At 69.0% G+C, this 24,671-nt stretch carries 21 protein-coding genes; 12 read left to right on the forward strand and 9 right to left on the reverse strand.

The genetic code is table 11. The features are described from left to right. Positions 1-296 precede the first annotated feature (296 nt). Complete coding sequence (locus tag Ssi02_RS00005; protein WP_204019528.1) at positions 297-1,268, reverse strand: threonine ammonia-lyase; 972 nt, start codon at positions 1,266-1,268, stop codon at positions 297-299. Between the two features lie 334 nt (positions 1,269-1,602). Further along, positions 1,603-2,100, reverse strand: coding sequence for a GNAT family N-acetyltransferase (locus tag Ssi02_RS00010; RefSeq protein WP_204019531.1), 498 nt, complete (start codon positions 2,098-2,100; stop codon positions 1,603-1,605). Positions 2,101-2,150: 50 nt separating this feature from the next. On the opposite strand from Ssi02_RS00010, the gene Ssi02_RS00015 reads away from it, so the two are divergent. The 3 genes from Ssi02_RS00015 to ppgK are packed head-to-tail and all read left to right on the forward strand — an operon-like array spanning position 2,151 to position 3,963. Next, entirely contained in the window at positions 2,151-2,720 is a 570-nt protein-coding gene (locus Ssi02_RS00015; RefSeq protein ID WP_204019534.1) for a helix-turn-helix domain-containing protein, read from the forward strand. Between the two features lie 2 nt (positions 2,721-2,722). Continuing rightward, complete coding sequence (locus tag Ssi02_RS39195) at positions 2,723-3,184, forward strand: NUDIX hydrolase (RefSeq protein ID WP_275410551.1); 462 nt, start codon at positions 2,723-2,725, stop codon at positions 3,182-3,184. Positions 3,185-3,228: 44 nt separating this feature from the next. Next, positions 3,229-3,963 carry a polyphosphate--glucose phosphotransferase gene (gene ppgK / locus Ssi02_RS00025; RefSeq protein WP_204019536.1) on the forward strand — a complete coding sequence of 245 codons (735 nt, stop codon included), beginning with the start codon at positions 3,229-3,231 and terminating at the stop codon, positions 3,961-3,963. 278 nt (positions 3,964-4,241) lie between these two features. Here the strand turns inward: ppgK and Ssi02_RS00030 are convergent, their stop codons facing one another. The 3 genes from Ssi02_RS00030 to Ssi02_RS00040 all read right to left on the reverse strand — a co-directional run bounded on the left by Ssi02_RS00030 (position 4,242) and on the right by Ssi02_RS00040 (position 8,543). Further along, positions 4,242-5,708 (reverse strand): phosphodiester glycosidase family protein, encoded by a 1,467-nt coding sequence (locus tag Ssi02_RS00030; RefSeq protein WP_204019539.1) that lies wholly within the window; start codon positions 5,706-5,708, stop codon positions 4,242-4,244. 351 nt (positions 5,709-6,059) lie between these two features. After that, positions 6,060-7,670: a PucR family transcriptional regulator gene (locus Ssi02_RS00035; protein ID WP_204019542.1), complete on the reverse strand. Its 1,611-nt coding sequence runs from the start codon at positions 7,668-7,670 to the stop codon at positions 6,060-6,062. A gap of 93 nt (positions 7,671-7,763) precedes the next feature. Further along, positions 7,764-8,543, reverse strand: coding sequence for a TetR/AcrR family transcriptional regulator (locus tag Ssi02_RS00040; RefSeq protein WP_204019545.1), 780 nt, complete (start codon positions 8,541-8,543; stop codon positions 7,764-7,766). Positions 8,544-8,711: 168 nt separating this feature from the next. Here Ssi02_RS00040 and Ssi02_RS00045 point away from each other — a divergent pair, with 168 nt between their 5' ends. The 6 genes from Ssi02_RS00045 (at position 8,712) to Ssi02_RS00070 (ending at position 16,159) form a co-directional block, all read left to right on the forward strand. Next, positions 8,712-10,151 carry an MFS transporter gene (locus Ssi02_RS00045; protein WP_239128471.1) on the forward strand — a complete coding sequence of 480 codons (1,440 nt, stop codon included), beginning with the start codon at positions 8,712-8,714 and terminating at the stop codon, positions 10,149-10,151. Positions 10,152-10,218: 67 nt separating this feature from the next. Next, on the forward strand, positions 10,219-11,517 hold the full coding sequence (locus Ssi02_RS00050) for an aspartate aminotransferase family protein (RefSeq protein ID WP_204019550.1): 1,299 nt from the start codon (positions 10,219-10,221) through the stop codon (positions 11,515-11,517). Next, entirely contained in the window at positions 11,514-13,022 is a 1,509-nt protein-coding gene (locus Ssi02_RS00055; RefSeq protein ID WP_204019552.1) for a CoA-acylating methylmalonate-semialdehyde dehydrogenase, read from the forward strand. Before Ssi02_RS00050 ends, Ssi02_RS00055 begins: the two co-directional genes overlap by 4 nt. A 205-nt stretch (positions 13,023-13,227) precedes the next feature. Further along, the gene (locus Ssi02_RS00060; protein ID WP_204019555.1) at positions 13,228-13,506 is read left to right on the forward strand and encodes a hypothetical protein; all 279 of its coding nucleotides are present in this window, start codon (positions 13,228-13,230) and stop codon (positions 13,504-13,506) included. Positions 13,507-13,601: 95 nt separating this feature from the next. Then, a complete protein-coding gene (locus tag Ssi02_RS00065; RefSeq protein WP_204019558.1) occupies positions 13,602-14,780 on the forward strand; it encodes an extracellular solute-binding protein in 1,179 nt (392 codons plus the stop codon). Between the two features lie 152 nt (positions 14,781-14,932). Continuing rightward, positions 14,933-16,159, forward strand: coding sequence for a saccharopine dehydrogenase family protein (locus tag Ssi02_RS00070; protein WP_204019561.1), 1,227 nt, complete (start codon positions 14,933-14,935; stop codon positions 16,157-16,159). 58 nt (positions 16,160-16,217) lie between these two features. Here the strand turns inward: Ssi02_RS00070 and Ssi02_RS00075 are convergent, their stop codons facing one another. Together Ssi02_RS00075 and gabT are read right to left on the reverse strand one after the other, a co-directional pair. Next, a complete protein-coding gene (locus Ssi02_RS00075; protein ID WP_204019564.1) occupies positions 16,218-16,442 on the reverse strand; it encodes a hypothetical protein in 225 nt (74 codons plus the stop codon). 206 nt (positions 16,443-16,648) lie between these two features. After that, a complete protein-coding gene (gene gabT, locus Ssi02_RS00080; RefSeq protein ID WP_204019567.1) occupies positions 16,649-17,998 on the reverse strand; it encodes a 4-aminobutyrate--2-oxoglutarate transaminase in 1,350 nt (449 codons plus the stop codon). 99 nt (positions 17,999-18,097) lie between these two features. Between gabT and Ssi02_RS00085 the strand changes: the two genes are divergently transcribed. Further along, positions 18,098-19,549: a PucR family transcriptional regulator gene (locus tag Ssi02_RS00085; protein WP_204019569.1), complete on the forward strand. Its 1,452-nt coding sequence runs from the start codon at positions 18,098-18,100 to the stop codon at positions 19,547-19,549. Here the strand turns inward: Ssi02_RS00085 and Ssi02_RS00090 are convergent. Next, positions 19,530-20,162: a TetR/AcrR family transcriptional regulator gene (locus tag Ssi02_RS00090; protein ID WP_204019572.1), complete on the reverse strand. Its 633-nt coding sequence runs from the start codon at positions 20,160-20,162 to the stop codon at positions 19,530-19,532. The genes Ssi02_RS00085 and Ssi02_RS00090 overlap by 20 nt on opposite strands. Before the next feature lie 235 nt (positions 20,163-20,397). On the opposite strand from Ssi02_RS00090, the gene Ssi02_RS00095 reads away from it, so the two are divergent. Beyond that, on the forward strand, positions 20,398-21,825 hold the full coding sequence (locus Ssi02_RS00095) for an aldehyde dehydrogenase family protein (RefSeq protein ID WP_204019575.1): 1,428 nt from the start codon (positions 20,398-20,400) through the stop codon (positions 21,823-21,825). A 43-nt stretch (positions 21,826-21,868) separates the two neighbouring features. On the opposite strand, the gene Ssi02_RS00100 is transcribed toward Ssi02_RS00095, so the two are convergent. Beyond that, on the reverse strand, positions 21,869-23,068 hold the full coding sequence (locus Ssi02_RS00100; protein ID WP_204019577.1) for a trypsin-like serine peptidase: 1,200 nt from the start codon (positions 23,066-23,068) through the stop codon (positions 21,869-21,871). 359 nt (positions 23,069-23,427) lie between these two features. Here Ssi02_RS00100 and dxr point away from each other — a divergent pair, with 359 nt between their 5' ends. Further along, the gene (gene dxr, locus Ssi02_RS00105; RefSeq protein WP_204019580.1) at positions 23,428-24,597 is read left to right on the forward strand and encodes a 1-deoxy-D-xylulose-5-phosphate reductoisomerase; all 1,170 of its coding nucleotides are present in this window, start codon (positions 23,428-23,430) and stop codon (positions 24,595-24,597) included. Positions 24,598-24,671: the final 74 nt, after the last annotated feature.

The raw sequence follows: 24,671 nt of genomic DNA on the forward strand, positions 1-24,671 counted from the left end.
GGCCTGCTGGGCGGCCTTTTTGTGTTTTCGGGGTTCTGTAGTCGGTTGCGGACAGCGGGTGTCGGTTGGGTGTGGCTGATTTTCTCGGGGTTCGCGTTCGGGGTTGAGGGGCCCGATTGAGGTGGGGGAATGGTTGGTCTATTTGGGGAAGGGCGCCTAGTGGGTGGCCCCTTTTTAGCTGTGGGGTTGTCTGTGGTGACTCGGGTGGAGAGTGATGGATCGCTCTATCCGTCGCCTCTTGGTGATCGGGTACTGCGTACTGCGTCGACTCGGGGAACGGGTACCTGTTGAGGCTCCTAGATGGGAGTTGCGCCGATCCAGCGGTGGTAGGCGTCTACGTTGACGTTGCTGCCGCACACGATGGTGACCACGTGGCGGCTGGCGAAGCGGTCGCGGTTTTCGAGGATTGCCGCGATGCCCAGTGCGGCCGAGGGTTCGACGACGAGGCCGGCATGGTCGAGGAGCATTCGCATGCCGGTGATGATCGATGCCTCCTGGACCAGTAGGGCGTCGTCGGCGACTAGGAGGAGGTCGTCCAGGACGGCTGGGATGGGGCATCGGCCGGCTACGCCGTCGGCGATGGTGTTGGTCGAGTCGGTGGTGACTACGCGTCGTTGGCGCCACGAGAGTGTCATCGCCGGGGCGCCCGCTGGTTGGACGCAGATTACCTCGACTTCGGGTGCCAGGGCCTTCAGCACGGGCCCGACCCCGGTGGCCAGGGCGCCGCCGCCGAGGGGGATGAGTACGGTGTCGAACGAGGGTGTGCGGTCCACCAGTTCCAGGCCGAGGGTTGCCGCGCCTTCGCAGGTCTCGATGTCCAGGCTGTCTTCGACCAGCCGGATGCCGTTGTGCTGTGCGATGGCCACTGCGCGCTCGCGGGCCGTGTCGAAGTCGCCGTCTACCAGTTCGAGCTTGGCGCCTAGTGCGCGGATGCGGTCGAGTTTGGTCGCGGGGGCGGAGCGGGATGCAACGACGGTGATGTCGAGTCCCCGGTCGCGGGCGGACCAGGCGAGGGCTTGGCCGAGGTTGCCGGCGCTGGCGCACACTGCGGCTTGCGAGCCGTTGGCGGCGAGCAGGCTTGCGACCAGTTCGGTGCCGCGGCCCTTGAAGCTGCGGACCGGGTTGGCCGTTTCGAGCTTGATGCTCACCTTGCATCCGAGGCGGGGCGCCAGCGCCTCGCAAGAGTACAGCGGGGTGTCGAGGAAAATCGGGTCGATTACCTGGCGGGCTGCCCGGATCCGAGTGGTATCGAGGCGTGTTCCCTGCATGGCACAGCAGAGTAGTGTCGGCGGCGTTGTCCCTCGATCCCCTGGGTGAACATCGGCGACCGGTGCCCGTGCGGGGAGGTGAGTCGGCACTGGCGGAGGGGGATGCGGTGCGATCTGTCTGAACTGCTCTTCTGTCTCGATCGGCCCTCTCGACCGCCTTCCCGTCTGGACCGCACGTCACTCCGAATCGGCCCTGGATCGGCCTCTGTCTGAACAGCCGCTCCTGTCTGACTGAGCCGTCCTGCTGCCTGGATCGGCTCCTGTCCGGATCGGCCTCTGTCTGAATCGGCCCCGAACCGCCCCTGGTTGGACCAACACCCTGTGGGGAATGGACCTACAACGAGCGTTGGAGCAGGAGGGTGTCGATCCAGCGGTTGTGTTTGTGGCCGACGTTGGTGAGGAGGCCGGCGTGGGTGAAGCCGCAGGCTAGGTGGAGGGCGGTCGAGGTGGGGGTGCCGGTGTCGGCTATGACGGCGATCATTTGTTTGGCGTTCGCCTCGCCGGCGGCGGTGATGAGGGCTTCCAGGAGGGGGCGGCCGAGGCCTTTGCCGGTCCATTCGGGGGCCAGGTAGATGGAGTCCTCGACGGTGTGGCAGTAGGCCGGTTTGGGGCGCCAGGGGGTGGCCAGGGCGTAGCCGATGACCTCGTTGGCGTGGTGGGCCGTGAGGAATGGGAGTTGCAGGGCGGATAGGTCGTCCAGGCGTTGGCGCCATGTGGTGAGGGGGAGTGGGGTGTCGTCGAAGGTGGTGACGGTGTGGGTGACGTAGTGGGCGTAGATGTCGGCGATGGCCGGTAGGTCTTGGGGGGTGGCGGGGCGGATGTGGGCGGTCATGCGCGAGCTCTGTTTTCTCTATAGTGAAAGTTGGTTTTATTATAGAGAACATGGATTTGGTGGAGCTGGGACGCAGGGTGCAGAGGTTGCGGGTTGAGCGTGGGTTGACGTTGACTGAGGTGGCGAGTGCTGCTCAGGTGAGTGTGAGCATGTTGTCCTCGGTTGAGCGGGGGCGGAAGGCTCCCACGGTTGTGGTGTTGGCGCGTGTGGCCGAAGGTTTGGGGGTTCCGCTGGCGAGGTTGGTGGAGGAGTCGGATCGGGATCGTGTCATCGTGCGGCGGGCGGCGGCGCAGGATGTGGTGCAGGAGCCCGGTGGCTGGCGGCGGACGGTGTTGACGCCGGTGGTGCCGGGGGTGAATTTCGAGTGGGTGCACACGACGTTGCCGCCGGGGTGTGACGCCGGGGTTTATCCGGCTTATGCGCCGGGGTCGCATGAGTTTGTTGTGGTGGACGCGGGAGTTTTGCGGCTCTCGGTGGGGGACGAGGTTATAGATCTTGGGCCGGGGGATTCGGTCTACTTCAGCGCTGATGTGGTGCATGGCTATGCGAATCCGGGTGAGGTGCCGTGTTCCTATCATGTGGCGGCGTTGATTATGCGTCCGCGTAGGCCGCGACGGTAATCGTGCTTGTTGAGGATGATGCGGGCAATGCGCTGACCGCTTTTTATCCGGTGGGCAACGAGGTTTCCCTCACAGATGGGCCTACGCCGTTTGCGCTGGTGGCGGTGTGGTGTGAGGGGCGGCTGTTGCTGGTCTTCAATCGGCTGCGGGGCCACTGGGAGTTGCCCGGCGGCATGGTCGATCCGGGGGAGAGTCTGCAACAGGCGGCGGTGCGGGAGTTAGAGGAGGAATCGGGACTTCATGTCGCTCCGCTTGTTTTGGTCGGTTATGCGCGATTTATGCTTGGCGTGGAGTGCCGGGTGGAGTATGGGGGGCTTTACACCGCTACGGTGCTCAGTCCACATACGAGTTTCACCCCGAATGAGGAGATTTCCGCGATTACTTGGTGGGATTGCGTTACCCCGCTCAAGGGGCGGGTGCACCCCATCGATGCCTATTTAGGAGCTCTCACTAGGCTGAAGTGACGCAGACTTGGATGAAATCCCCTGATCCTGGGAAGGTGCCACCTATGGCAGCAATGGGCATCGATATCGGCGGATCGGGCATCAAGGGTGCCCCCGTCGATACGGTTGCAGGAAAGTTGATCAAGGATCGGTTGCGGATCCCCACTCCGGATCCGTCCGAGCCGGGGAGAGTGGCCGAGGTCGTCCGGGAAATTGTTGAGGAGTTCGCCTGGACGGGGCCGATCGGGGTGACCTTTCCGGGCGTGGTGCTCGATGGGATCGTGCGGACTGCGGCGAACATGGATAAGAGTTGGATCGGCACCGATGCCGCCGCGTTGTTCGCCGGGGTGACCGGCCAGAAGGTGACCGTGCTCAACGATGCCGACGCCGCGGGGCTCGCCGAGGTGTCGTTCGGCGCCGGGCGGGATCTGCACGGCGTGGTGCTCGTGCTGACGTTCGGGACGGGGATCGGGAGCGCTCTGTTTGTCGACGGGCACCTGGTGCCGAACACCGAGTTCGGCCATCTGCAGATCAGGGGCAAGGAGGCCGAGGCCCGGGCCTCGGCGCAAAGCCGTACGGACCATGATCTGAGCTGGGACAAGTGGGCGGAGCGGGTAGAGGAATATCTCGAGCATGTGGAGATGCTGCTATCGCCCAACCTGATCGTCATTGGGGGAGGGGTGAGCAGGAAAGCGGAGAAGTTCCTGCCGCATCTCAAGCTGCGTACACCGCTGGTGCCGGCCTCGCTGCAAAACGAGGCTGGCATCATCGGCGCGGCCTGCGTGGCCGCCGTGAGCTAGAGTCCGATTCGTAAGCTGGGGCGGGCCAGGCCAGACCGGGCCAGGCCAGACCGGGCCAGGCCACGCCGGGGCGGGGCCAGGTCAGGGGGCTAGGCCAAGCGAGGGCGAAACAGACCAGGCCGGAACAGGCCAGGCCCGAGAGCCGGGCCAGGCCCGAGAGCCGGGCCAGGCCCGCCGAGCCTGGCGGTGGCAAGGCGCCTCCGCTTCGAGGAGCCGCCGCGGCCCCCCTCGGCCGTGTTTGATCTCCAAGAAGGCGCCCCCCTAGTGACCCGCTGCCGCTAGTTGGTGATGAAAAGCGCGTCCCCGACGGGGCGTTCGGCTCCGTCCGAGGGGCGGTTGACGACCTTGTGCTTGACGACGAGTGCGCTGGAGCCGCCGCCGTCGAAGTTGATCGCCTGGCGGGCGCCCAGCCACTTCATCAGTTTGGCGGCCTCGGTGAAGGACGCGCCGACGCTCACACCCGGGTTGCGGCCGTCGACGACGGCGAGGATGAGGCCGCCGGACTTGGTGACGCCGACGAGGCTGCGCGGGTGGCGGCGGAGGATCATGTTGACGGAGGCGTGCCCGTCGGCCTTGGCGGTCACGTGGACCTTGCCGTTGCGCACGAGGCCGACGCCGCCGCCGACGACGTGGGTGTCGGGGTTGAGGGGGATGGTGCGGTTGGTGCGGAGGTCGATGACCTTGGTGGGGAAGGTGACCTTCGATCCTTGGACGAGGTTCTCCTGCATCCAGCCGGCACCGGCGCCGCTGCCGTGGAGGACGCGGCCCCCCTTGGGTACGGCACCGCCGGACGCGCGGACCGCCACAACCTGGCCGGCGGCGTCGAGGACGGCGTCGGTGCCGTTGTTCTCGGGGGTCTTGGCGCCCCACTCCGCGGTGTAGAGCACCAGTTCGTCGAACTTCGCGGCTCGGTTGACGCCATGGACCGGAGAAGTGTTGCCGTTGTCGGACGAGACGCTCATGCCCGACTTGACCTCAGTGATCTTGGCCTTCCTGCCCTGGATGACGAGAGCGCTGCGCCCGGGTACGGCTTCGCTGAGCAGGCGGCCGCCGACGACGGAGATGCCGACCGGTTCGCCGCGCAGGGCGGGTGAGGTGTGGATGTTGAAGAAACCGCCGTTGATGCCGGCGATGGCGCCGACCTGCTTGGACATGGCGGAGGTGGTTTCGCGCTTGGCGACGCTGGTGCCGAGGCTGGCGCGGTAGCCGCCGCGGAAGGTCTTGGGGTCGACGGTCAGGACGCGGATGTCCCAGGGGCCGGTGGTCTCGGCGCCGTCGTCGCCGATGTAGTCGGCCTTGGCCGCGAGGCCGGCTTCCTTCAGTTCCTTGACGACCTTGTCGGCCTTGGCGCGCTGTTTGAGGGTCCACCGGCCGACTCGGACCGCGTAGATCGTCTCAGCCGGGTAGTCGGCGACGGCGGGCCGCTCGATGGGCTCGACGCGGGCGTCGAAGCCGGCGTCGGCGACCTCCTGGGCCTTGGCCTCGGCGGTGGCGCGCATGCCGTAGTCCCGGCCGCCGTTCTGGATGAGGGTCACGGTCCAGCCCTGGGTGGCTTTGCCGTTCCGCACCGTGAAGAGGGTGACGCCGGGGGCGACGGCGGTGCCGGTGCGGCTGGCGGCGCCGCCGATGCCGAGGGGGAAGCTTGAGGTGGGGAGTCTGACGCTCGCGGAGGACGCGGCGACCGCAGGGACAGCCGTGAAGGTGAGTACGGCTGCGGATAGGCCGGCGACAACTCGGCGCGACATCAGTGTTCTCCTCGGAAGTGGCAGATCTTTGAGGCACTATCGTGCCGAGATCAACCCTTCGTTGGGAGCGAAACACGCGAAAAGGAACGAGAAAGCGGCCTAATTCACACGGATTGCCGGTCCGTACAAAGATGTCCACCCCTCAAAATGCCGAAAAATGTGATCATTTCGTAATCAACTGCTGTTGATGGCGCTATTTCTGGAAAGCCCGCTGTAACGGACAGTGAGCGGATCCCGGCCCGCACTCACCCCAAAAGCAGCGCGAACAGGCCCGCAAAATGCCCGCCGCACGGCAGAGCAGACAGCCCGCCTTACCCGATGAAATGGCATTTCGCCTGGTCAAGCCATGTGTTAACGCGTGTCGCGGCGGAAGGACTCCATGGCGAGCAGGGCAACGTGCAGTGAGACGCAGGATTCGACGTCGTCGAGGTCGGTCTCCAGGATGCGTTCAAGACGGCGAAGTCTGTCGTAGAACGCCGGTCTTGACAGATGAGCCCGCTGTGCGGCGACCGCTTTGTTGCGCCCGGCGTCGAGATAGACGCGCAGGATTCCGGTGAGGTCCCCACCCCGCTGGGCGTCGTGCGCGAGCAGGGGGCTGAGTTCGCGCTCGGCGAAGGTCTGGAGCCGCGCGTCGTCCCGCAGCAGGTGAAGCAGGCCGCGCAGCCGCAGATCGGGTAGCCGGTAGTAAGGCCTGCCGTCGGGCTGGCGCACGGCCACGTCGGCGACCTGTTCGGCTTCGAGGAAGCTTCGCCGTACATCTTTGACCGAGTCGACGACCGAGCCCGCCGCGAGCACGAACGTGGTGGGGAAGACGGCGCGCAGGCGGTCGGCGAGGGTGGTGAGGGCGGTTTCGGCGGAGCCGCGGGGTGAGAGGGGGAGCAGCACGCCGATGTGGCTGTCGTCGAGGGCGCCGACCAGCGCGGGCATGCCCGCCTCGCGGCAGGCCGCCGCCGTCGCCTCGGCGAGTTCGCCGAGCCGGGCCTGGGTGTCGAGCGCCGTGTCGCGGTCCTCGGTGAGCCGGAGCACGACGCTGATCAGCTTGCGCCCGGTGAGGGGTACGCCGAGGGCCCGCGCTCGGGCGGTCGCCTCGTCGGGGTCGGCGTAGGAGTGGGTGAGGATGCCGGCGATGATCGTGCCGTGGGCCTGCCGTTCGAGGGATTCCTGATGGCGTTCGAGCAGGCGGCCGAGGGCCAGGGTGGTGGCGGCGCGTTCGGCGAGCACGATGTCGCGGGGCGTGGGCGGCTCCAGGAAGAGCATGATCAGCCTGCCCCAGTCCTGCCCGCGGGCGCCGACGACGGTGACGAGCCAGCCGGAGGCGGCGTCGTAGGCGGTGCGTTCGGTGGGTTTGACCGCGCGTGAGCGGCTCTCCCAGCTGCCGAGCAGCGGGCCGGGGTCGCGGCCGGCGGTCTCGCAGGCGAGCACCTGGTGGGCGAGGTTCTCCAGCAGCACGGGGCGGCCGGACAGGCGGGCGACCTGGCTCAGCACCTCGGCGGGGGAGGCGCCTTCGACCGACAACTCGGTGAACACCTCGTGGAGCTGCTCGGAGGCGCGGAGCTCCTCAAGCTGGTTGTCGATGATGCGGGCGTGCACGGACTCGGTGATCTGCACGAACGGGGTCTCGCGCGACAGGGTGATCAGCGGGAGGCCGTGCGCCTCGGCGGCGTCGACGACGGCTGCCGGAGGGCTGCCGACGAATTTGCGGCCGAGCTCGACGATGAGGCCGGCGGCGCCGACGGCGGCGAGCTCGGCGATGTAGCCGGCGAGTTTGGCGGGGTCGTCGGGCAGGGCGACACCGGTGGTGAGGACGAGTTCGCCGCCGCGGAGCAGGTGGGCGATGCCCTCGACCTCACCCACGTGGACCCAGCGCACCCGGGTGTCAAGCCGGTCGGCACCCGTGACGACGTGGGGATTTCCCCTGCGGACGGTGTCCAGGGCGAGCACGTCGGCGATGGTGGGTAACACGGATCGAGACTATACGATCCCCCTGTATCCGCGAGGTATCACATATCACACAATGTCCGAATTGCTCTGGGCAGAGATTTACATCGCCCGCTGTCAGCCCTGTGCCTTGTCCTTGTGCGTCACACAGATGATCGCCTGACCTGCGCACGGCCGATCCAGACGCGCGGCGAGGCCGTCCAAGATGCACTGGAGTCCGAATTCGAAGCGCACAGCGGCCGCCATCCGCGAGTCCATGCTGCCGCGCGTGCCGAGGTAGACCGCCTTCAGCGTCGGCCTGTCGGCCATCATCTGCTGAAGGAACGGCACCATCTTGTCCAGCCAGTCCTGCTCGGCGGTGTTCGAAGCGGCCATCACCTCGTCCCAGGCGGCGTCGCCCACGGTGAGACCGAGCACATAACCGGTGATCGTGCTGTTCGCCATGGAGGCGTCGACCGGGGAGAATCCGGCCCCCAGGAAGATCGACAAGACCTGCTCGGTGAGGTCCATCGCGTGTGGGCCGATGTTGGGGCGTGTGGTCATCAGGCCGGGCGCCCAGCGGTGCCGCATGAGCGTCGTGCGCAGGTTGTAGGCGACGATCCCGGCGCGGAGCTGCCAGTCTCCCTCCTCGGGAATCTCGATCTCGCCGAGGATCTCGTCGGTCGCGAGGTCGAGCAGGTCGGACTTGGTCGCGACGTGCCAATAGATCGAGGTCGCGCCTGCGCCCAGCTTGGCGCCGAGCCGGCGCATGCTCAGGGCGTCGATGCCCTCGTTGTCGAGGATCTCGACCGCCGCGCGCACGATCTGCTCGCGGCTAAGGTCGCCGGTGCGCTTGGGGCGTGAGCCCTTCGCGGTGTCCTTGAACCACACCGTGGTGACCTTGGGTGTCTCGGTCACAGTGCCTCCTCGTCTTTCGCCTAAGGGTAATTCATGTCGCACACTGTTCGAGTTGTGTCGTACAGTGTGCGAGTGACATCGAACGCTGTACGAGTAGAGCCGCACCCCCGGCGCTGGTGGATCCTCGGCGCCCTCTGCCTCGCGTTGTTGGTCCTGGTTGTGGACAATATGATCCTCAACCTGGCCATCCCCTCGCTGATGTCCGAGCTCGGGGCCACCCCCTCGGACATCCAGTGGATCATTGACGCCTACATCCTGGTCTTCGCCGGTCTGCTCATCACCGCGGGCAGCCTCTCCGACCGCTACGGCAGGCGCCGCTTCCTGATCATCGGCCTGATCATCCTGGGCGGAGCGTCGGGGGTCGCCATGCTGGGCACCGAGCCGTGGCACCTCGTCGGCGCGCGGGCGCTGATGGGCGTCGGCGGGTCGATCCTGATGCCGAGCACCCTGTCGATCCTGATCAACGTCTTCGACGGGCCCGAGCGCCGCAAGGCCATCGCCGTGTGGAGCACCGTCGCCATGGTCGGCATGATCCTCGGCCCGACCCTCGGCGGCACCCTGCTGGAATACTTCTCCTGGGCCTCGGCCTTCGCGATCAACATCCCGATCGCCCTGATCGCCATCGTCGCCGCGGTCCTGCTCATGCCCGAGTCCAAGGGCGAGTTCAGGCCCGTCGACCCGGTCGGCGTCGTCCTGTCGATCGTCGGCATGACCGCGCTGGTCTTCGGTGTCATCTCCGGTCCGCACGCGGGTTGGTCGGCCGCACAGACCCTGGTGGCGTTCGCGATCGCGGTGCTCGCCCTCGGCGGGTTCGTCGTGTGGGAGTCCCGGGTGGCCCACCCGATGCTGCCGATGGACCTGTTCAAGAACAAGGAGTTCAGCGGCGCCTCGTTCACGATCCTGCTGATGACCTTCGGCAGCGGGGCCGTCCTGCTCCTGCTGACGCAATATCTCCAGTTCGTGCAGGGCATGAGCCCGATCGAGGCGGGCCTCGCCTTCCTCCCCTACGCGGCGGCGACCACCGTCTTCAACATCCTCGGCGCCACGCTCGGCCAGAAGATCGCCAACCGTCCCCTCATCATCGGCGGCATGGCGATCTCCGTCCTCGCCTTCGTCGTCATGGCCTTCCTGCCCGTCGACGACGGCTACTGGATGATGCTGGCCGCGCTGTTGATCATGGGCGTCGGCATGGGCCTGGCGGGCCCGTCGGTCTACACGGCGCTCATGAGCGCTGTGCCGAAGAAGCACGCGGGCGTCGGCTCGGCGGTCAACGACACGCTTCAGCAGGTCGGCGCGGCGCTGAGTGTGGCCCTGCTCGGCAGCGCCCTCGCCGGGATGTATACCGCGGACATGGCGGCGGACGCCCCGCCCGCGGCCCGCGAGTCCATCGCCGGCGCCATCGCCTCCGGCGACCCCGGGCTGATCGCGGCGGGCAAGGAGGCGTTCGTGTCGGCGATGTCCTTCGGCTCGTGGGTGGGCGCCGGGTTCGTCCTCGCCGCGGTGGTGGTCGGCTTCTTCATCCTGCCGCGTACGGCTGCCGCCCCCGCGACGCCGCCCACCGGCGCGAACGACGAGGACAGCCACTTCGCGAAGGCTGACAAAGTGTAAGGAGATATGAAATCGCGCCGACAATGTGCCGCTGGGAGCAGAGCCGTGTTGCCGGGATACTGGAGATATGTCTGACCTCCTCGCCCGCCACCGGGCAGTGATCCCCAACTGGGTGGCCGTTTATTACGACGAGCCCATCGAGATCGTGAGCGGCAAGGGCAACCGGGTGGTGGACGCCTCAGGCAAGACTTACCTGGACTTCTTCGCCGGCATTCTGACCAACATGATCGGCTACGACGTGCCCGAGGTGCGGGAGGCCGTGGAGCGCCAGCTCGCCACAGGCGTGGTGCACACCTCTACGGTCTACCTGCTCCGCGGGCAGGTCGAGCTGGCCGAGAAGATCGCCAAGCTGTCCGGCATCAAGGACGCCAAGGTCTTCTTCACCAACTCGGGCACCGAGGCCAACGAGACCGCGCTGCTCCTCGCGACCTACGCCCGCAAGACCGACCAGGTGCTGGCGATGCGGCAGAGCTACCACGGCCGGTCGTTCGGCGCGATCGGTGTGACCTCCAACCGGTCGTGGAAGAACAACTCCTACTCGCCGCTCAACGTGCACTTCCTGCACGGCGCCGACCGCCACCTCCCGCAGTTCCGCGCGATGAACGACGCGGACTACATCGCCGCCTGCGTGGCGGACCTGCGGCACGTGCTCGCCACCACCGTCGGCGGCGACGTCGCGGCGCTCATCGCCGAGCCGGTCCAGGGCGTCGGCGGGTTCACCATGGCACCCGACGGTCTGTTCGCCGCCTACAAGGAGGTTCTCGACGAGCAGGGCATCCTGTTCATCTCCGACGAGGTCCAGACAGGCTGGGGCCGGACGGGCAGCGCCTTCTTCGGCATCCAGAACCACGGCGTCACGCCCGACATGATGACCTTCGCCAAGGGCCTCGGCAACGGCTTCGCCGTCGGCGGCATCGTGGCGCGGGGCGACCTGATGGACAGCCTCCACGCGACCGGCCTCGCCACCTTCGGCGGCAACCCCATCTCCATGGCAGCCGCCAAAGCCACCCTCGACTACGTGCTCGACCACGACCTGCAGGCCAACGCCGCCCGCACCGGCGCGCACATCATCGCCGGGCTGCGCGAGGCGGGCAAGCGCCTCCCGATCGTCGGCGACGTGCGCGGCAAGGGCCTCATGTTCGCCGTCGAGCTCGTGGACCCGGCGACCGGCGCCCCGGCGCCCGCGCTCGCCGCGCGTTTCATGGAGGAGACCAAGAAGGCCGGCCTGCTCGCCGGCAAGGGCGGGCTGTACGGCAACGCCCTCCGCATGGCTCCTCCCCTCACCCTGACCATGGACGAGGCCGCCGAGGGCCTCGGCATCATCGTCGCCGCCCTTGAGACCATCAACGCCGAGGTGGCGTCGTGAAGCACATCGCACACTGGATCGGCGGCGCGCCCGTCTCCGCCGGCGACAGCCGTACATCGCAGATCTTTGACCCGGCCACCGGGCAGGTCGCCGGCACCGTCGAGCTGGCCGAGGTCGCTCAGGTCGACGCGGCGGTCGCGGCGGCGAAGGCCGCTTACCCGGCCTGGCGGGACGCCTCCCTCGTGAAGCGGGCGCGGGTGCTGTTCCGCTTCCGCGAGCTGATGGACAGCCACCGCGACGAACTGGCGGCCCTCATCAGCGCCGAGCACGGCAAAGTGCACTCCGACGCGCTCGGTGAGGTCGCGCGCGGGCTTGAGGTCGTCGAGTTCGCCTGCGGGATCCCCCACCTGCTGAAGGGCGGCTTCTCCGAGAACGTCTCGACCCGGGTCGACTCCTACTCGATCCGGCAGCCGCTCGGCGTCGTCGCCGGCATCACGCCGTTCAACTTCCCGGCCATGGTGCCGATGTGGATGTTCCCGGTGGCCATCGCCTGCGGCAACACCTTCATTCTCAAGCCTTCTGAGAAGGACCCCTCGGCTTCGCTGCTGATGGCCTCCCTCTGGAAGGAGGCCGGGCTGCCCGACGGCGTGTTCAACGTCCTGCAGGGCGACAAGGTCGCGGTGGACCGGCTGCTGGAGCACCCCGACGTGCGCGCCGTGTCGTTCGTCGGCTCGACCCCGATCGCCCGCTACGTCTACGAGACCGGCACCGCGCACGGCAAGCGTGTGCAGGCGCTCGGCGGGGCCAAGAACCACATGCTGGTGCTGCCCGACGCCGACCTCGACCTCGTCGCCGACGCCGCGGTCTCCGCCGGCTTCGGTTCGGCAGGTGAGCGCTGCATGGCGATCTCGGTCGTGCTCGCTGTCGACCCCGTGGGCGACGAGCTCGTGGACAAGATCGTGGCCCGGGTCGAGCGGCTCACCGTTGGCCCCGGCGACGACGCCGCCTCGGAGATGGGCCCGCTGGTGACGGGCGAACACCGGGACAAGGTCGCGTCCTACCTCGACCTCGGGGTGGAGGAAGGCGCCAAACTGGTGGTCGACGGGCGCACCACCCCCATCCTCGGCGGCGGGGCCGCGGCCGACACGCCGGGCTTCTGGCTTGGGCCGACGGTGCTCGACCACGTGCCCGCCGGGTCGCGTGTGCACCGGGAGGAGATCTTCGGCCCGGTCCTGTCGGTCGTGCGGGTGAGCTCCTTCGACGAGGGGCTTGAGCTCATCAACACCGGCGAATACGGCAACGGCACGGCTATCTTCACCAACGACGGTGGCGCGGCCCGGCGTTTCCAGAACGAGGTCGAGGTGGGCATGGTCGGCGTCAACGTGCCGATCCCGGTGCCCATGGCGTTCTACAGCTTCGGCGGGTGGAAGGCGTCGCTCTTCGGCGACACGCACGTCCACGGTGTGGAGGGCGTGCATTTCTACACGCGCGGCAAGGTCGTCACCTCACGCTGGCTCGACCCGAGCCACGGGGGCGTGAGCCTCGGTTTCCCGGAGAACAAATAACTTTGTACGGCATGAGCCCCGCGAGACGACCTCGCGGGGCTTTGCCGTAGGCAGGCGCATGGCGTGAGGTGCCTGAGGGGCAAGAAATGCGGCTCTCTTGTGCCGCCCTTTAGTGCTCACCGGAGAGGACTACGGGCGCGGGGCCCGATAGGCCGGGATCTCGGAGACACGGCGTTTCGCACGTCGGGAAAGAGAGCACGAGAGCATGCCTTCGACCATTGAACGCGGCATAGTGAGCGGCGTGTTCGCCGCGGCCTTTCTTGTGGCCGCGCCCGCACACGCGGTGTCCCCCGGCCCGAAGGGGGATTCGACCGCACCGGTGGGCGCCGGGCAAACGGGGGCCGGCACGTCGGGGAGCACATGCGGAACATCTGCCGCCGCAGGTGACGAGACGACGGGCATCCCGGTCTGCGCCGTGTCGTTGCCCGCGTGCGCGACGGACGTGGCGGTCGTGGGAGAGGTCCCGCCCTGCGCGGTGACCTGAGGGGAAAGCGTGCGGCAGGTGGGTGAGGAGCCTCAAGGCCGGTAGGCTCCGGGCAGGTGGCAGGAACGGCTTCTCGGCGCGGAGGGGGATGTCTGGTGGGTGGCGGGCTTCGCCGTACTCGGCTGATCGCGGTCGTGGGAGCGGCGGGGGTGCTGCTCACCGCCTGTGGGAGCGGCACGGGATCGCCCACGTCGGTGCGCGCGGCGCGGCAGTCGCCGTCCCCGGCCCCCACGGCGGCACCGTCGGCCACGCCGCCCAGTCAGGGCACGTTGCGCATCCTCACCTTCCGCGGCTACATGGAGTGGGGCGGCACCGATCCCCGGCTCAACTGGGTCTCGCCGTTCGAGCGGGAGTCCGGATGCCGCATCGCGCGGCAGGAGTCGGTGCAGACGGCGGAGGAGATGGAGCGCCATCTGCGCGAGGGCACCTTCGACGTGGTGTCGGCTCCGCCCGAGGTCGCGGGGTGGCTGATCGAGAAGGAGCGGGCGAAGGCGCTGGACACCTCGCAGGTGGAGGGCTACGACGACCTGCCGAAGCACCTGCGCCACCTCAAGGCGGCCACTCGCGGCGACAAGGTGTACGGCGTGCCGTTCCTGTGGAGTGCCTTCGAGCTGATGGGGCGGGGCGACAGGCCCACGTCGTGGCGTCAGCTGTTCACAGGTGGGCGGGTCGCGCTCAAGGACTCGCCCATGAGCATCGCGATCGGGGCGCTGGCGATGCGGGACGAGCTCGGGATCGCCGACCCCTTCCAGCTGAGTGAGCGGCAGCTCGAGCAGGTGGTCAAGGCCATGAGGAACGACGGCCAGGTCTACTGGAAGGACACGGTCGACGCGATCGAGTCGTTCGTCGCCGGGGGCGACAAGCGGGCCGTGCTCGGTCAGATGTTCCCCTATCACCGCGAGTTGCTGACGAAGACCGGCGGGTCGGTGCGTGCGGCGAAGAGGTTGCCGACGACCGCCTCGGCCGACATGTGGATGATGACGACGTCGGCCACGAGTCCCACCTGCGGCTACCGGTGGTTGTCGCACATGAACTCGGCGAAGGTGCAGGAGCAGGCGGCGGCCTGGACCGGGATGGCCCCGGCCAACGCGCGGGCCTGTGACGGCAAGGCACGGCGCATGTGCGCGATCCACCCGGCGGGGGAAGCGCTGCGCGATGTGCATTTCGCGGTGATGCCGGCCAAGGACTGCAAGGCGCACGACGGCAAGTGCGCGGACTACGAGGCCTGGACACGCGCGTGGCGCGACCTCGTGAAGCCGAAGGACGGCTCCTGACCCACGCGGGGGCGGTCCGTCAAGTGGACCGTTCGCTGTAGGGGTTTTCCGTGCTCGGCCGGGCTACCGGCGGTGGATTTCGTGCTTGTTGCGGTGATTCGTGCTGACATCACTATCGACTGGTCGACCAGTCAGTTGATATTTTGCTTGTCATGAGAATCCTTCTGGTAGGAGCCGGCGGGGTCGGCTCCGCTGTCGTGCCCATCGCCGCCCGGCGAGATTTCTACGAACACATCGTGGTCGCGGACTCTGAACAGAGCCGGGCCGCCGCGGCGGTCGCCAGGGTCGCCGACCCCCGGTTCAGCGCCATCGCACTGGACGCCGCAGACGAGGCCGCGGTCGCGGCGGCACTCCGTGAGCACCGCTGCGACGTGCTGTTCAACGCGGTGGACCCGCGGTTCACGATGCCGCTCTTCCGCGCCGCCCTCAGCGCGGGAGCGCACTACCTGGACATGGCCATGTCGCTGTCCAAGCCCCACCCCGTCCGTCCGTACGAACTGACCGGGGTCAAACTCGGCGACGAGCAGTTCGCGCTCGACGACAGGTGGCGCGACTCGGGGCGGCTGGCGCTGGTCGGGATGGGGGTCGAGCCGGGGCTCGCGGATGTGTTCGCCCGCTATGCGGCCGACCACCTCTTCCGCGAGATCGAGGAGATCGGCGTGCGCGACGGGTCCAACCTGGTCGTGGACGGCTATGACTTCGCGCCGACGTTCTCCATCTGGACGACGATCGAAGAGTGCCTCAACCCGCCTGTGATCTGGGAGAACGGCGACTGGCACACGACCGAGCCGTTCAGCGGGGCCGAGGTGTTCCACTTCCCCGAGGGCATCGGGCCCGTCGAATGTGTGAACGTCGAGCACGAGGAGGTGCTGCTCGTGCCGCGTTTCCTCGACGTGAAGCGGGTCACCTTCAAATATGGGCTGGGGGAGGAGTTCATCGGCGTGCTGAAGACCCTGCACAAGCTGGGTCTGGACACCACCGACAAGGTAAAGGTCGGCGGCATCGAGGTGTCGCCGCGCGACCTGGTGGCGGCGCGGTTGCCCGACCCGGCCGGGCTCGGGGAGCGCATGCGGGGCAAGACCTGCGCGGGCACGTGGGTGAAGGGCACGGGCAAGGACGGCGCTCCGCGCGAGGTCTACCTGTATCACGTGGTGGACAACGCGTGGACCATGGACGAGTACGGCTCGCAGGCGGTGGTGTGGCAGACCGCGGTGCACCCGGTGGTGGCGCTGGAGCTGCTGGCGGGCGGGCAGTGGGCGGGAGCCGGGGTGCTCGGCCCGGAGGCGTTCGACGCGGTGCCGTTCCTGAACCTGCTGAAGGACTACGGATCCCCGTGGGGCGTGCGTGAGGACACCGCCGCCGAGCCGATCGCGGTCTGAGCGATCGGGCGCTCCACGCGGCCCGGCGGGTCGTAAGGCGCGGCTGGGGCCGGGCGGGTCATTCGGCGAGGCGGGCGATCGCCTGGCCGGCGCGGGTGCGGCCCTGGCGCACGGGCGCGACGAGGTCGAGGGTCTCCGCGCACTCGTGGCAGGCGAGCACATAGGCGCTGCTCGGGAGCCGGCCGACCCGGACGCGGGGACGCGGCCACTTCTTATGGCACACGACGCAGGCGTCGCCGTCGCGTTGTGCGGAGGTCAGGTGCCCAGGATCGAAGGTCAACATGACTCATGCCGTTTCGGACCGATCAAGGATCATCACGCGCCTTTCGGTGATCGGCCTGTCTTGTACCGGAACCGTTATAACCCTGAGCTCTCTTGAGATCGTCTAGCGCGACGTCAAGCCCGGGTTAAATCACCGCCGTTCTGTTTCCCTCATAACCGCAAATGGGGCACCCAGCATCAAGCCGGGTGCCCCAATCGCGCAGGGTTTTAGACGGTGGCGAGTGCCTTCTCCAGAATTGTGAGACCTTCCTCCAGGAGATGGTCGGGAATGACCAGCGGCGGAAGGAAACGCAGGACATTGCCGTATGTGCCCGCTGTGAGCACCAGCAGCCCCTCGGCGTGGCAACGCTTGGCCACCGCGGCGGCAGCCGCCGGGTCGGGCTCGGTCGTGCCCGGCCGTACCAGCTCGATCGCGATCATGGCGCCCCGGCCGCGTACGTCGCCGATGGCCTCGTTGCGCTCGGCCATGGCGCGCAGGCGCGGGAGCATGATGCCGCCGATGTGGCGGGCACGCTCGACGAGCCCGTCGGACTCGATCGTCTCCAGCACCGCTAGAGCCGCCTCGCAGGCGAGCGGGTTGCCGCCGTAGGTGCCACCGAGACCGCCGACGTGCACCTTGTCGAGGATCTCGGCCCGGCCGGTGACGGCGGCCAGCGGGAGACCGCCCGCGATGCCCTTGGCCGTGCAGATGATGTCGGGCACGATGCCCTCGTCCTCACAGGCGAACAGGTCGCCGGTGCGGGCGAAGCCGGTCTGCACCTCGTCGGCGATGAACACGATGCCGTTCTCGCGGCAGAACTCCGCGATCCTCGGCATGAACCCCTTGGCCGGTTCGATGAACCCGCCCTCACCCGCGATCGGCTCGATGACCACGGCGGCGACGTTCTCGGCGCCGATCTGCTTGTTGATCGCGTCGATGGCCTGAGCGGCGGCCTCGGCGGCGCAGTTCTCCGGGCCGGACGGCCACCGGAACGGGTAGGCCAGCGGCACCCGGTAGACCTCCGGGGCGAAGGGGCCGAACCCGTGCTTGTACGGCATGTTCTTGGCCGTCAGCGTCATGGTGAGCAGCGTCCTGCCGTGGTAGCCGTGGTCGAACACCACGACGGCCTGGCGGCCGGTGGCGTGCCGGGCCACCTTGACGGCGTTCTCCACGGCCTCGGCGCCGCTGTTGACGAGAAAGGTGCGCTTCTCGTGGTCACCCGGGGTCAGCGCGTTGAGCTGCTCGCAGACCGCGACATACGACTCGTACGGCGTGACCATGAAACACGTGTGCGTGAAGTCGGCCACCTGCCTGCTCACCCGCTCGACCACCCGGGGCGCGGCGTTGCCCACGTTGGTCACGGCGATGCCGGCGCCGAAGTCGATCAGCGAGTTGCCGTCGGCGTCGACCAGGACCCCGCCGCCCGCCTGGGTCACGAAGACCGGCAGCGTGGTGCCGATGCCCGGCGGGACCGCGGCCTGCTTGCGGGCCAGCAGCTCCGTGGACTTCGGCCCGGGGATCGCGGTCACCAACCGGCGCTCCTGCGGCAGCGACGGGCCGCCCTGCGAGTTAGTCATGCTGCCGACCATACGTGGTGCCTTCCGACCTGCCGATATGTCGCCATGGCGCATTATGCTGAGGCTTATTGGCCGAAATGTACAACCGGGGGCTCATACATGGCGCCGACGTTGCAGACCGTGGTGCGACGCGCGTCGCTCGGGCTCCGCGTCCTGGCCGGCGAACGTTATCTCGACCGGCAGGTCCGATGGGTCGCCGTCAGCGAACTGGAGGACCCCACGCCTTTCCTCGAAGGCGGTGAACTGGTCCTCACCACCGGCATGCGCATGACCGCCGACGCCGCCGCACCCTACGTCGCCCGCCTCGCCGAGGGCGGCGCGGCCGGTCTCGGCTTCGGCGTCGGGATCGGTCACGACGAGGTGCCGGGCGCACTCGTCGAGGCCGCCTCGGCCGCGGATTTCCCCCTGGTCGAGGTGCCGAGGCAGACCGCGTTCATCGCGGTCGGCAAGGTGGTCAGCGAGCTGCTCGCGGCCGAGCAATACGACGAGATCAGCCGGGCGTTCGCCGCCCAGGGCCGGCTCACCCGCGCGGCCCTGCGCCCCGAGGGCACCCGTGCGGTCGTCGACCGCCTCGCCCGGGAGATCGCCGGCTGGGCCGCGCTGCTCGACGAGGGCGGGCAGATCGTGCACGCGACCGCGGGAGCGCGCGCCGAGGCGCTCGCGGACGAGCTGGCGCGGCTGCGCGCCCCCGGCGCTCCGGCGAGCCTCGCCCTGTCCACCCCGGCCGAGCACGTCGTGGTGCACCCGCTCGGCGGGGCGCGGCGGATCAGGGGGCTCTTCGCCGTCGGGAGGTCAAGCCCGTTCACCCCCGTGGCGCACACGATCGTCAACGCGGCGGCCTCCCTGCTCACTCTCGCGCTTGAGCAGGGGCAGCGCCACCTCGCGGCCGAGCGCCGCGTGCGCACCGCCGTACTCGACCTGCTGCTCGCCGGGCGGCCGGAGGCGGCCGCCGGGGTGCTGGAGCGGCTGGGGGAGTGCCCGCCGACCGGCCAGATCGCGGTCGTCGCGGCGGCGGGGGACACGGCGGCGGTGCTCGACGCCGTCGAGCCCTCCGTTTTCGCCGCGGAGTACGGTGACCAGGTCGTCGTGCTTGTGCCCTGGCAGGAGGGCGAGCGCGTCGCCGAGACGCTGGGGCGGCTCGGCCCCGTCGGCGTGGGGTGCGCCTCGGACGCGGCCTCCTCGGCGGCGGGGCTCGACCAGGCGCGGCGGGCCCTCGCCGCCGCCCGGCGCGGCCCGGCGCGTGTGGTGCGGTTCGCCGAGCTCGCCGGGCAGGGGGTGTTGTCGCTGCTCGATCCCGAGGCCGCCTCCGGATTCGCCTCCGCGTTGCTGGCGCCGCTCGCGGACTACGGATCGCGGGCCGACCTCATCACCTCACTGCGCGCCTATCTCGCCGAGAACGGACATTGGGACGCCGCGGCGCAGCGGCTCGGAGTGCACCGGCACACCCTGCGCTATCGCATGCGGCGCGTCGCCGAACTGCTCGGGCGAGACCTGGACGACCCCGCGACCCGGGCCGAGTTGTGGATCGCGCTCAGCGTTCCCTCTTCTTGATGAGGAAGTTGTTGATGGTGGCCGTGGTGACGGCGTCGTAGGTGTCGCCGTCGCGCAGGTGCCCGGCACGTTCCAAGCTGATGGCACCTTGAGCGGCGGCCCACACGGCGTCCGCGATCCGCCTGGGCTGGGTGGGCATGATGTGGCCGGCGGAGATGCAGTCGGCGATCACGCGGTCGAGGATGTTGAGCGCCGCCCTGGCGAGGGTGCGGGCGCGTTCGCTGGGCTCGAAGCCCGGGATGGCCCGTTCGAACATCAGGCTGTAGTAGCCGGGTTCGGCCAGGCACGCCTCGCGATAGGCGGGGCCGAGGGCGTTCAGATAATCGAGGGGGTCCTTACGCGCGGGCACCGCTTCCATGCGGCGGCGGAAACGCTCGAACCCCTCAAGGTAAAGGGCTTCTGCCAAGCCCTCCTTGCTGCCGAACATCGTATAGATGACGGTGGTCGAACATCCGGCCTCTGTGGCGATGCGGCGCATGGACAGGCTGTCGGGGCCCTGGGTGAGCAGCAGGTTGCCGGCCACTTCCAGGAGACGGGCGCGGAGCTCGTCATGGGACGCCCTTTCGCCGACTAAGTAGGCGCCCTGCAGCCCGAGGGGGGCCGACGAGGTCATGGCTGGCTGAGCCCTTCTACTCCAGGGTCGCCCGCGCCCGGTGACCCGCCAATCGTGACTTAACCGTGCAGGAGATCGTTCAAACCGTCATGCATCAAGAAACATCCGGATATAGAGCTAGTTCTGCTACAGAGTTTCTCAACAATAACTTTTATGCGTAACGGTGAGGTCACGCCAAGCTGTTGTTCAGGGTGGAGTAAGGCCACGGCTCCCGAAGTGGCATAGCGTCGAAGACATGGACGTGCGCCCCTTCTGGCTCGCCGGGCGCCCCGCCACCGGCGACGGCGAGCTCACCGTGACCAACTCCCACGACGATCGTGTCGTCGGCGTTTGCTCAGTGCCCACCCCCGCTCAGGTCGAGGAGGCCGTCGAGGCGGCTCATGCCGTACGGCGTGAGGCCGCGGCCCTGCCGATCCACGTGCGGGCCGAGGCGCTGGCCCATGTGTCCCGCCGCCTCGCCGAGCGGGCCGACGAGATTGCCCACCTGATCACCGCGGAGAACGGCAAGCCGATCTTCTGGGCGCGCGGAGAGGTCGGCCGGGCGGTCTCCACCTTCCGCCTCGCCGCCGAGGAGACCCGCAGGTTCGGCGGCGACGTGCAGCGGCTCGACACCGAGCCCGCGGCCAACGGCCGCCTCGCCTATGTGACCCGCGTGCCGCGCGGTCCCGTGCTGGCGATCACGCCGTTCAACTTCCCGCTGAACCTCGTCGCCCACAAGGTGGCCCCGGCCATCGCCGTCGGCGCGCCGATCGTCGTCAAGCCCGCGCCCGCGACCCCGCTGTCCTCGCTCGTGCTCGGGGAGATCCTCGCCGAGACCGCGCTGCCCGCCGGGATGTTCTCGGTCCTGCCGGTGCCCAACGACCGCGCCGCGGGCCTGGTCGCGGACCCGAGGCTGCCCGTGGTGTCCTTCACCGGGTCGGGCCCCGTGGGCTACGCGATCATGGACAGCGTGCCGCGCAAGCACGTCACGCTGGAGCTAGGCGGCAACGCCGCCGCCGTCGTGCTCGCCGATGCCGACCTCGACTGGGCGGCCTCCCGGGTGGCGCTGTTCTCCAACTATCAGGCCGGCCAGAGCTGCATCGCCGTCCAGCGCGTGATCGTCGAGCGTTCGGTGCGCGAGGAGTTCGTCGACCGGCTGCTCAAGGCGGTCGAGGGGCTCGTCGTCGGCGACCCCGCCGACGAGAGGACCCAGGTCGGCCCGCTGGTCTCGGCCGAGGCCGCCGAGCGGGTGGAGGCGTGGATCGGCGAGGCCGTGGCGGGCGGTGCGCGTGTGCTCGCCGGCGGCACCCGCGACGGCGCCTCCCTGGCGCCCACCGTCCTCGCCGACGTGCCCGCCGGGGCCAAGGTCGTCTGCGAGGAGATCTTCGGCCCGGTGATGGTCGTCAGCGAGGCCGACGGTGTGGACGACGCGTTCGCCCAGGTCAACGACTCGGTGTACGGCCTCCAGGCCGGCGTCTTCACTCGCTCGCTGGACGTGGCCTTCCGGGCCAACCGGGAGCTTGAGACCGGTGGCGTGATCATCGGCGACGTGCCCTCCTACCGCGCCGACCAGATGCCCTACGGCGGCGTGAAGGACTCGGGCGTGGGCCGCGAAGGGGTGCGGTCGGCCATGGACGACTTCACCTACGAGAAGGTCATGGTGCTCACGGGGCTCACCCTCTGACCCCGCCGTGCTGTGACCCCCCCGTGCTGCGGGACGGGCGCGCTCAGGCGCGCTCGGCCGTGGTGAAGAGCATCTTGGCCGACTCGCCGAAGTAGGGGCCGTACATCGTCCGGCGGTCGTCGCTGTATTTGAAGCTGCTCACCGAGGTGACCGTGCCGCGCCCCGAGGCCGAGTCGAAGTGGCTCAGCCACGGCCCGCCGCTCGACCCGGCGGTCATGTCGCAGCGCAGCCCCTGGTCCCTGGTCTGCCCGTGCGGGTCGGCGCTCACCCGGCCCGCGCAGTAGACGAGGCTCTCGCCGTTGTAGGGCGGGTCGGCCGGATAGCCGAAGCCGAAGGTCACGGCGCCCCTCGCGCTGTTGAACGCGATCTCCTGTGTGCCGGCCGCGTCCGCCACGTGCCTGCCGCGGGCGGTGTTGAGCGCCACCATGCCCACGTCGTAGCTGTCGTCGCCGCGCCGCGACCACGGCCCGGCCACGAACATGCGCCGTGCGGTGAACGAGCCGTACGGCTTGTGCCCCGCTCGGTAGCCCGGGACGAAGGTCCAGTTCTCCGCCCACGCCCCCCTGCCGTCCTTGACGCAGTGTCCCGCCGTCACCACGACGTCCCGGTTGGCGCTCCTGATCACGCTCGCCGAGCACACGAAGTCGACGCGGTTCACGGTCAGGAAGACCCGGCCCGTGGTGCGGGTGACCGCCCCGCCCGCGGTCCAGCGGGCCCCCGCGGTGGAGGTCGCCGCGCGCGCCGCCGCGGGGGAGGCGGCGGTGCCTCTGCGCTGGGGCTCGCGCTCGGGCGGTGTGCCGGTGCCGCCTGTCAGGGGGCGTGCCGCGCCGGCGACAGTGCCGTGGACTGTGCCGTTGAGGGTGCCGGCCAGGTCGCGGCCGAGCAGGGAGGCGGGCACCGCTGCGGCCATGCGCGCGGGTGTCCAATAGTCGAGCACGCGGCGCTCCTCCGCGTCGCCGATCGTGGCGACGTGCTCCACGACGTCGGCCAGGGCGCCGCTCCCGGCGCCGGTCCCGGCGGGGACGGTGGAGACGCGGCCGTCGTTCCGCCGGCCTGAGCGGGGCCGGTCGGGGGAGGGCCGATCGGCGGGCCGGTGGAGAGCCGTCTGGTGCCGGGGTGTGTGCTGGGTGGAGACCCGGTCGGCCGGCGCCGGCGGGGCCGTGACCGTCGCGCCGCTCAGGGGGGCACCCATGAGACCGGCGACGAGCGGAACAGCCGCAAGCGGGGGGAGGCTTGAGGTCATGGCTCCCGAGTGTGGACTACTGCATGTGGTCTCGCGGCTACTTTCGGTAAATAGGAGTGGGTCGGGTCGGTGGCGGGACAACTTCGGGGTCGTTCGGGTGATTTGGTGGTGTGAGGGGTGTGTGGGATTCATGCACTCGCCTGTGAATCCCGTTCGCTCTGAAGGAAGCTGATAATGCGTCTATCTATGGAATTTTGGTAAATGTGTTTTAGGTAAGCATGTCCTTAGTTCTGTAGAACATTTACCTATTTTCGCCGTTGTGCTGGATCCTCGGCGGGAGTCCGGTGAGACGACAGGCGAGGCGTGGATGGGGCCCGCAGACGTCGGCAGCCGGGCAGAATGATGGGGTGCAGTCAGATATGAGCCGCTCGGTCATCCTGCTCGGATCCACCGGGTCCATCGGCACCCAAGCCCTTGACGTGATCGCGCGCAACCCGTCCCGGTTCACCGTGCGCGGACTCGCCGCCGGCGGCGGACGGGTGGACACCCTGGCCAGGCAGGCGGCCGACTTCCGGGTGGAGACGGTGGCGGTGGCCGATCCGGCCGCCGTGCCCGCGCTGAAGGACGCCCTGACCGCCTGCGGCTCGGCCGCCGAGGTGCTCGCGGGGGCCGAGGGGGTGGCCGAGCTGGCCGCCCGGCCCTGCGACGTAGTGCTCAACGGCGTGACGGGCGCGCTCGGGCTGACCTCGACGCTGGCCGCGCTCTCGGCCGGGCGGGTGCTGGCGCTCGCCAACAAGGAGTCGCTGATCATCGGGGGGCCGCTGGTCAAGAGACTCGCCGGGCCGGGGCAGCTGCTGCCCGTCGACTCCGAGCACTCGGCGCTGGCGCAGTGCCTCTGGGCGGCGGGGCCGGACGGTCCGCGGGCTCATGCCGTACACCGCCTGGTCGTCACCGCGAGCGGCGGGCCCTTCCGCGGCCTGCGCAGGAGCGAGTTGTCCGGGGTCACGCCCGAGATGGCGCTCGCGCACCCCACGTGGTCCATGGGGCCGGTGATCACCGTCAACTCCGCGACGCTCGTCAACAAGGGCCTGGAGATCATCGAGGCGCACCTGCTGTTCGACCTCGGGTTCGACCGGATCGAGGTGGTGGTGCACCCGCAGTCCGTCGTGCACTCCATGGTGGAGTTCGTGGACGGCTCGGTGATCGCGCAGGCGAGCCCGCCCGACATGTGCCTGCCGATCGCGCTCGCGCTCGGGTGGCCGGAGCGGGTGCCGGGGGCGGCGCGTGCGGTCGACTGGACGCGCGCCCACACGTGGACTTTCGAACCCCTGGACGACGAGGCGTTCCCGGCGGTCGCGCTCGCCCGCCACGTGGGGAGCTGCGGGGGGACGGCGCCCGCGGTCTACAACGCCGCGAACGAGGTGTGCGTGGACGCCTTCCTCGCCGGGCGGCTGCCGTTCCTCGGCATCGTGGACACGGTGGCCAAGGTCGTCGAGGAGCACGAGGTATGCCCGGCGGAGTCGGTGGACGAAGTTCTCGCGGCCGACCAATGGGCGCGTGCGAGGGCCGAGGAGATCACTGCGGGATAAATCGGGATGCATGTGGGTGTTACGACTGACTTGCCCGAGTTGGGCGGGGTAATGCCTAGACTTAGCTCAGTGTT

The sequence above is a fragment of the Sinosporangium siamense genome (genome assembly GCF_016863435.1).
GTDB classification, from domain to species: Bacteria; Actinomycetota; Actinomycetes; order Streptosporangiales; family Streptosporangiaceae; genus Sinosporangium; species Sinosporangium siamense.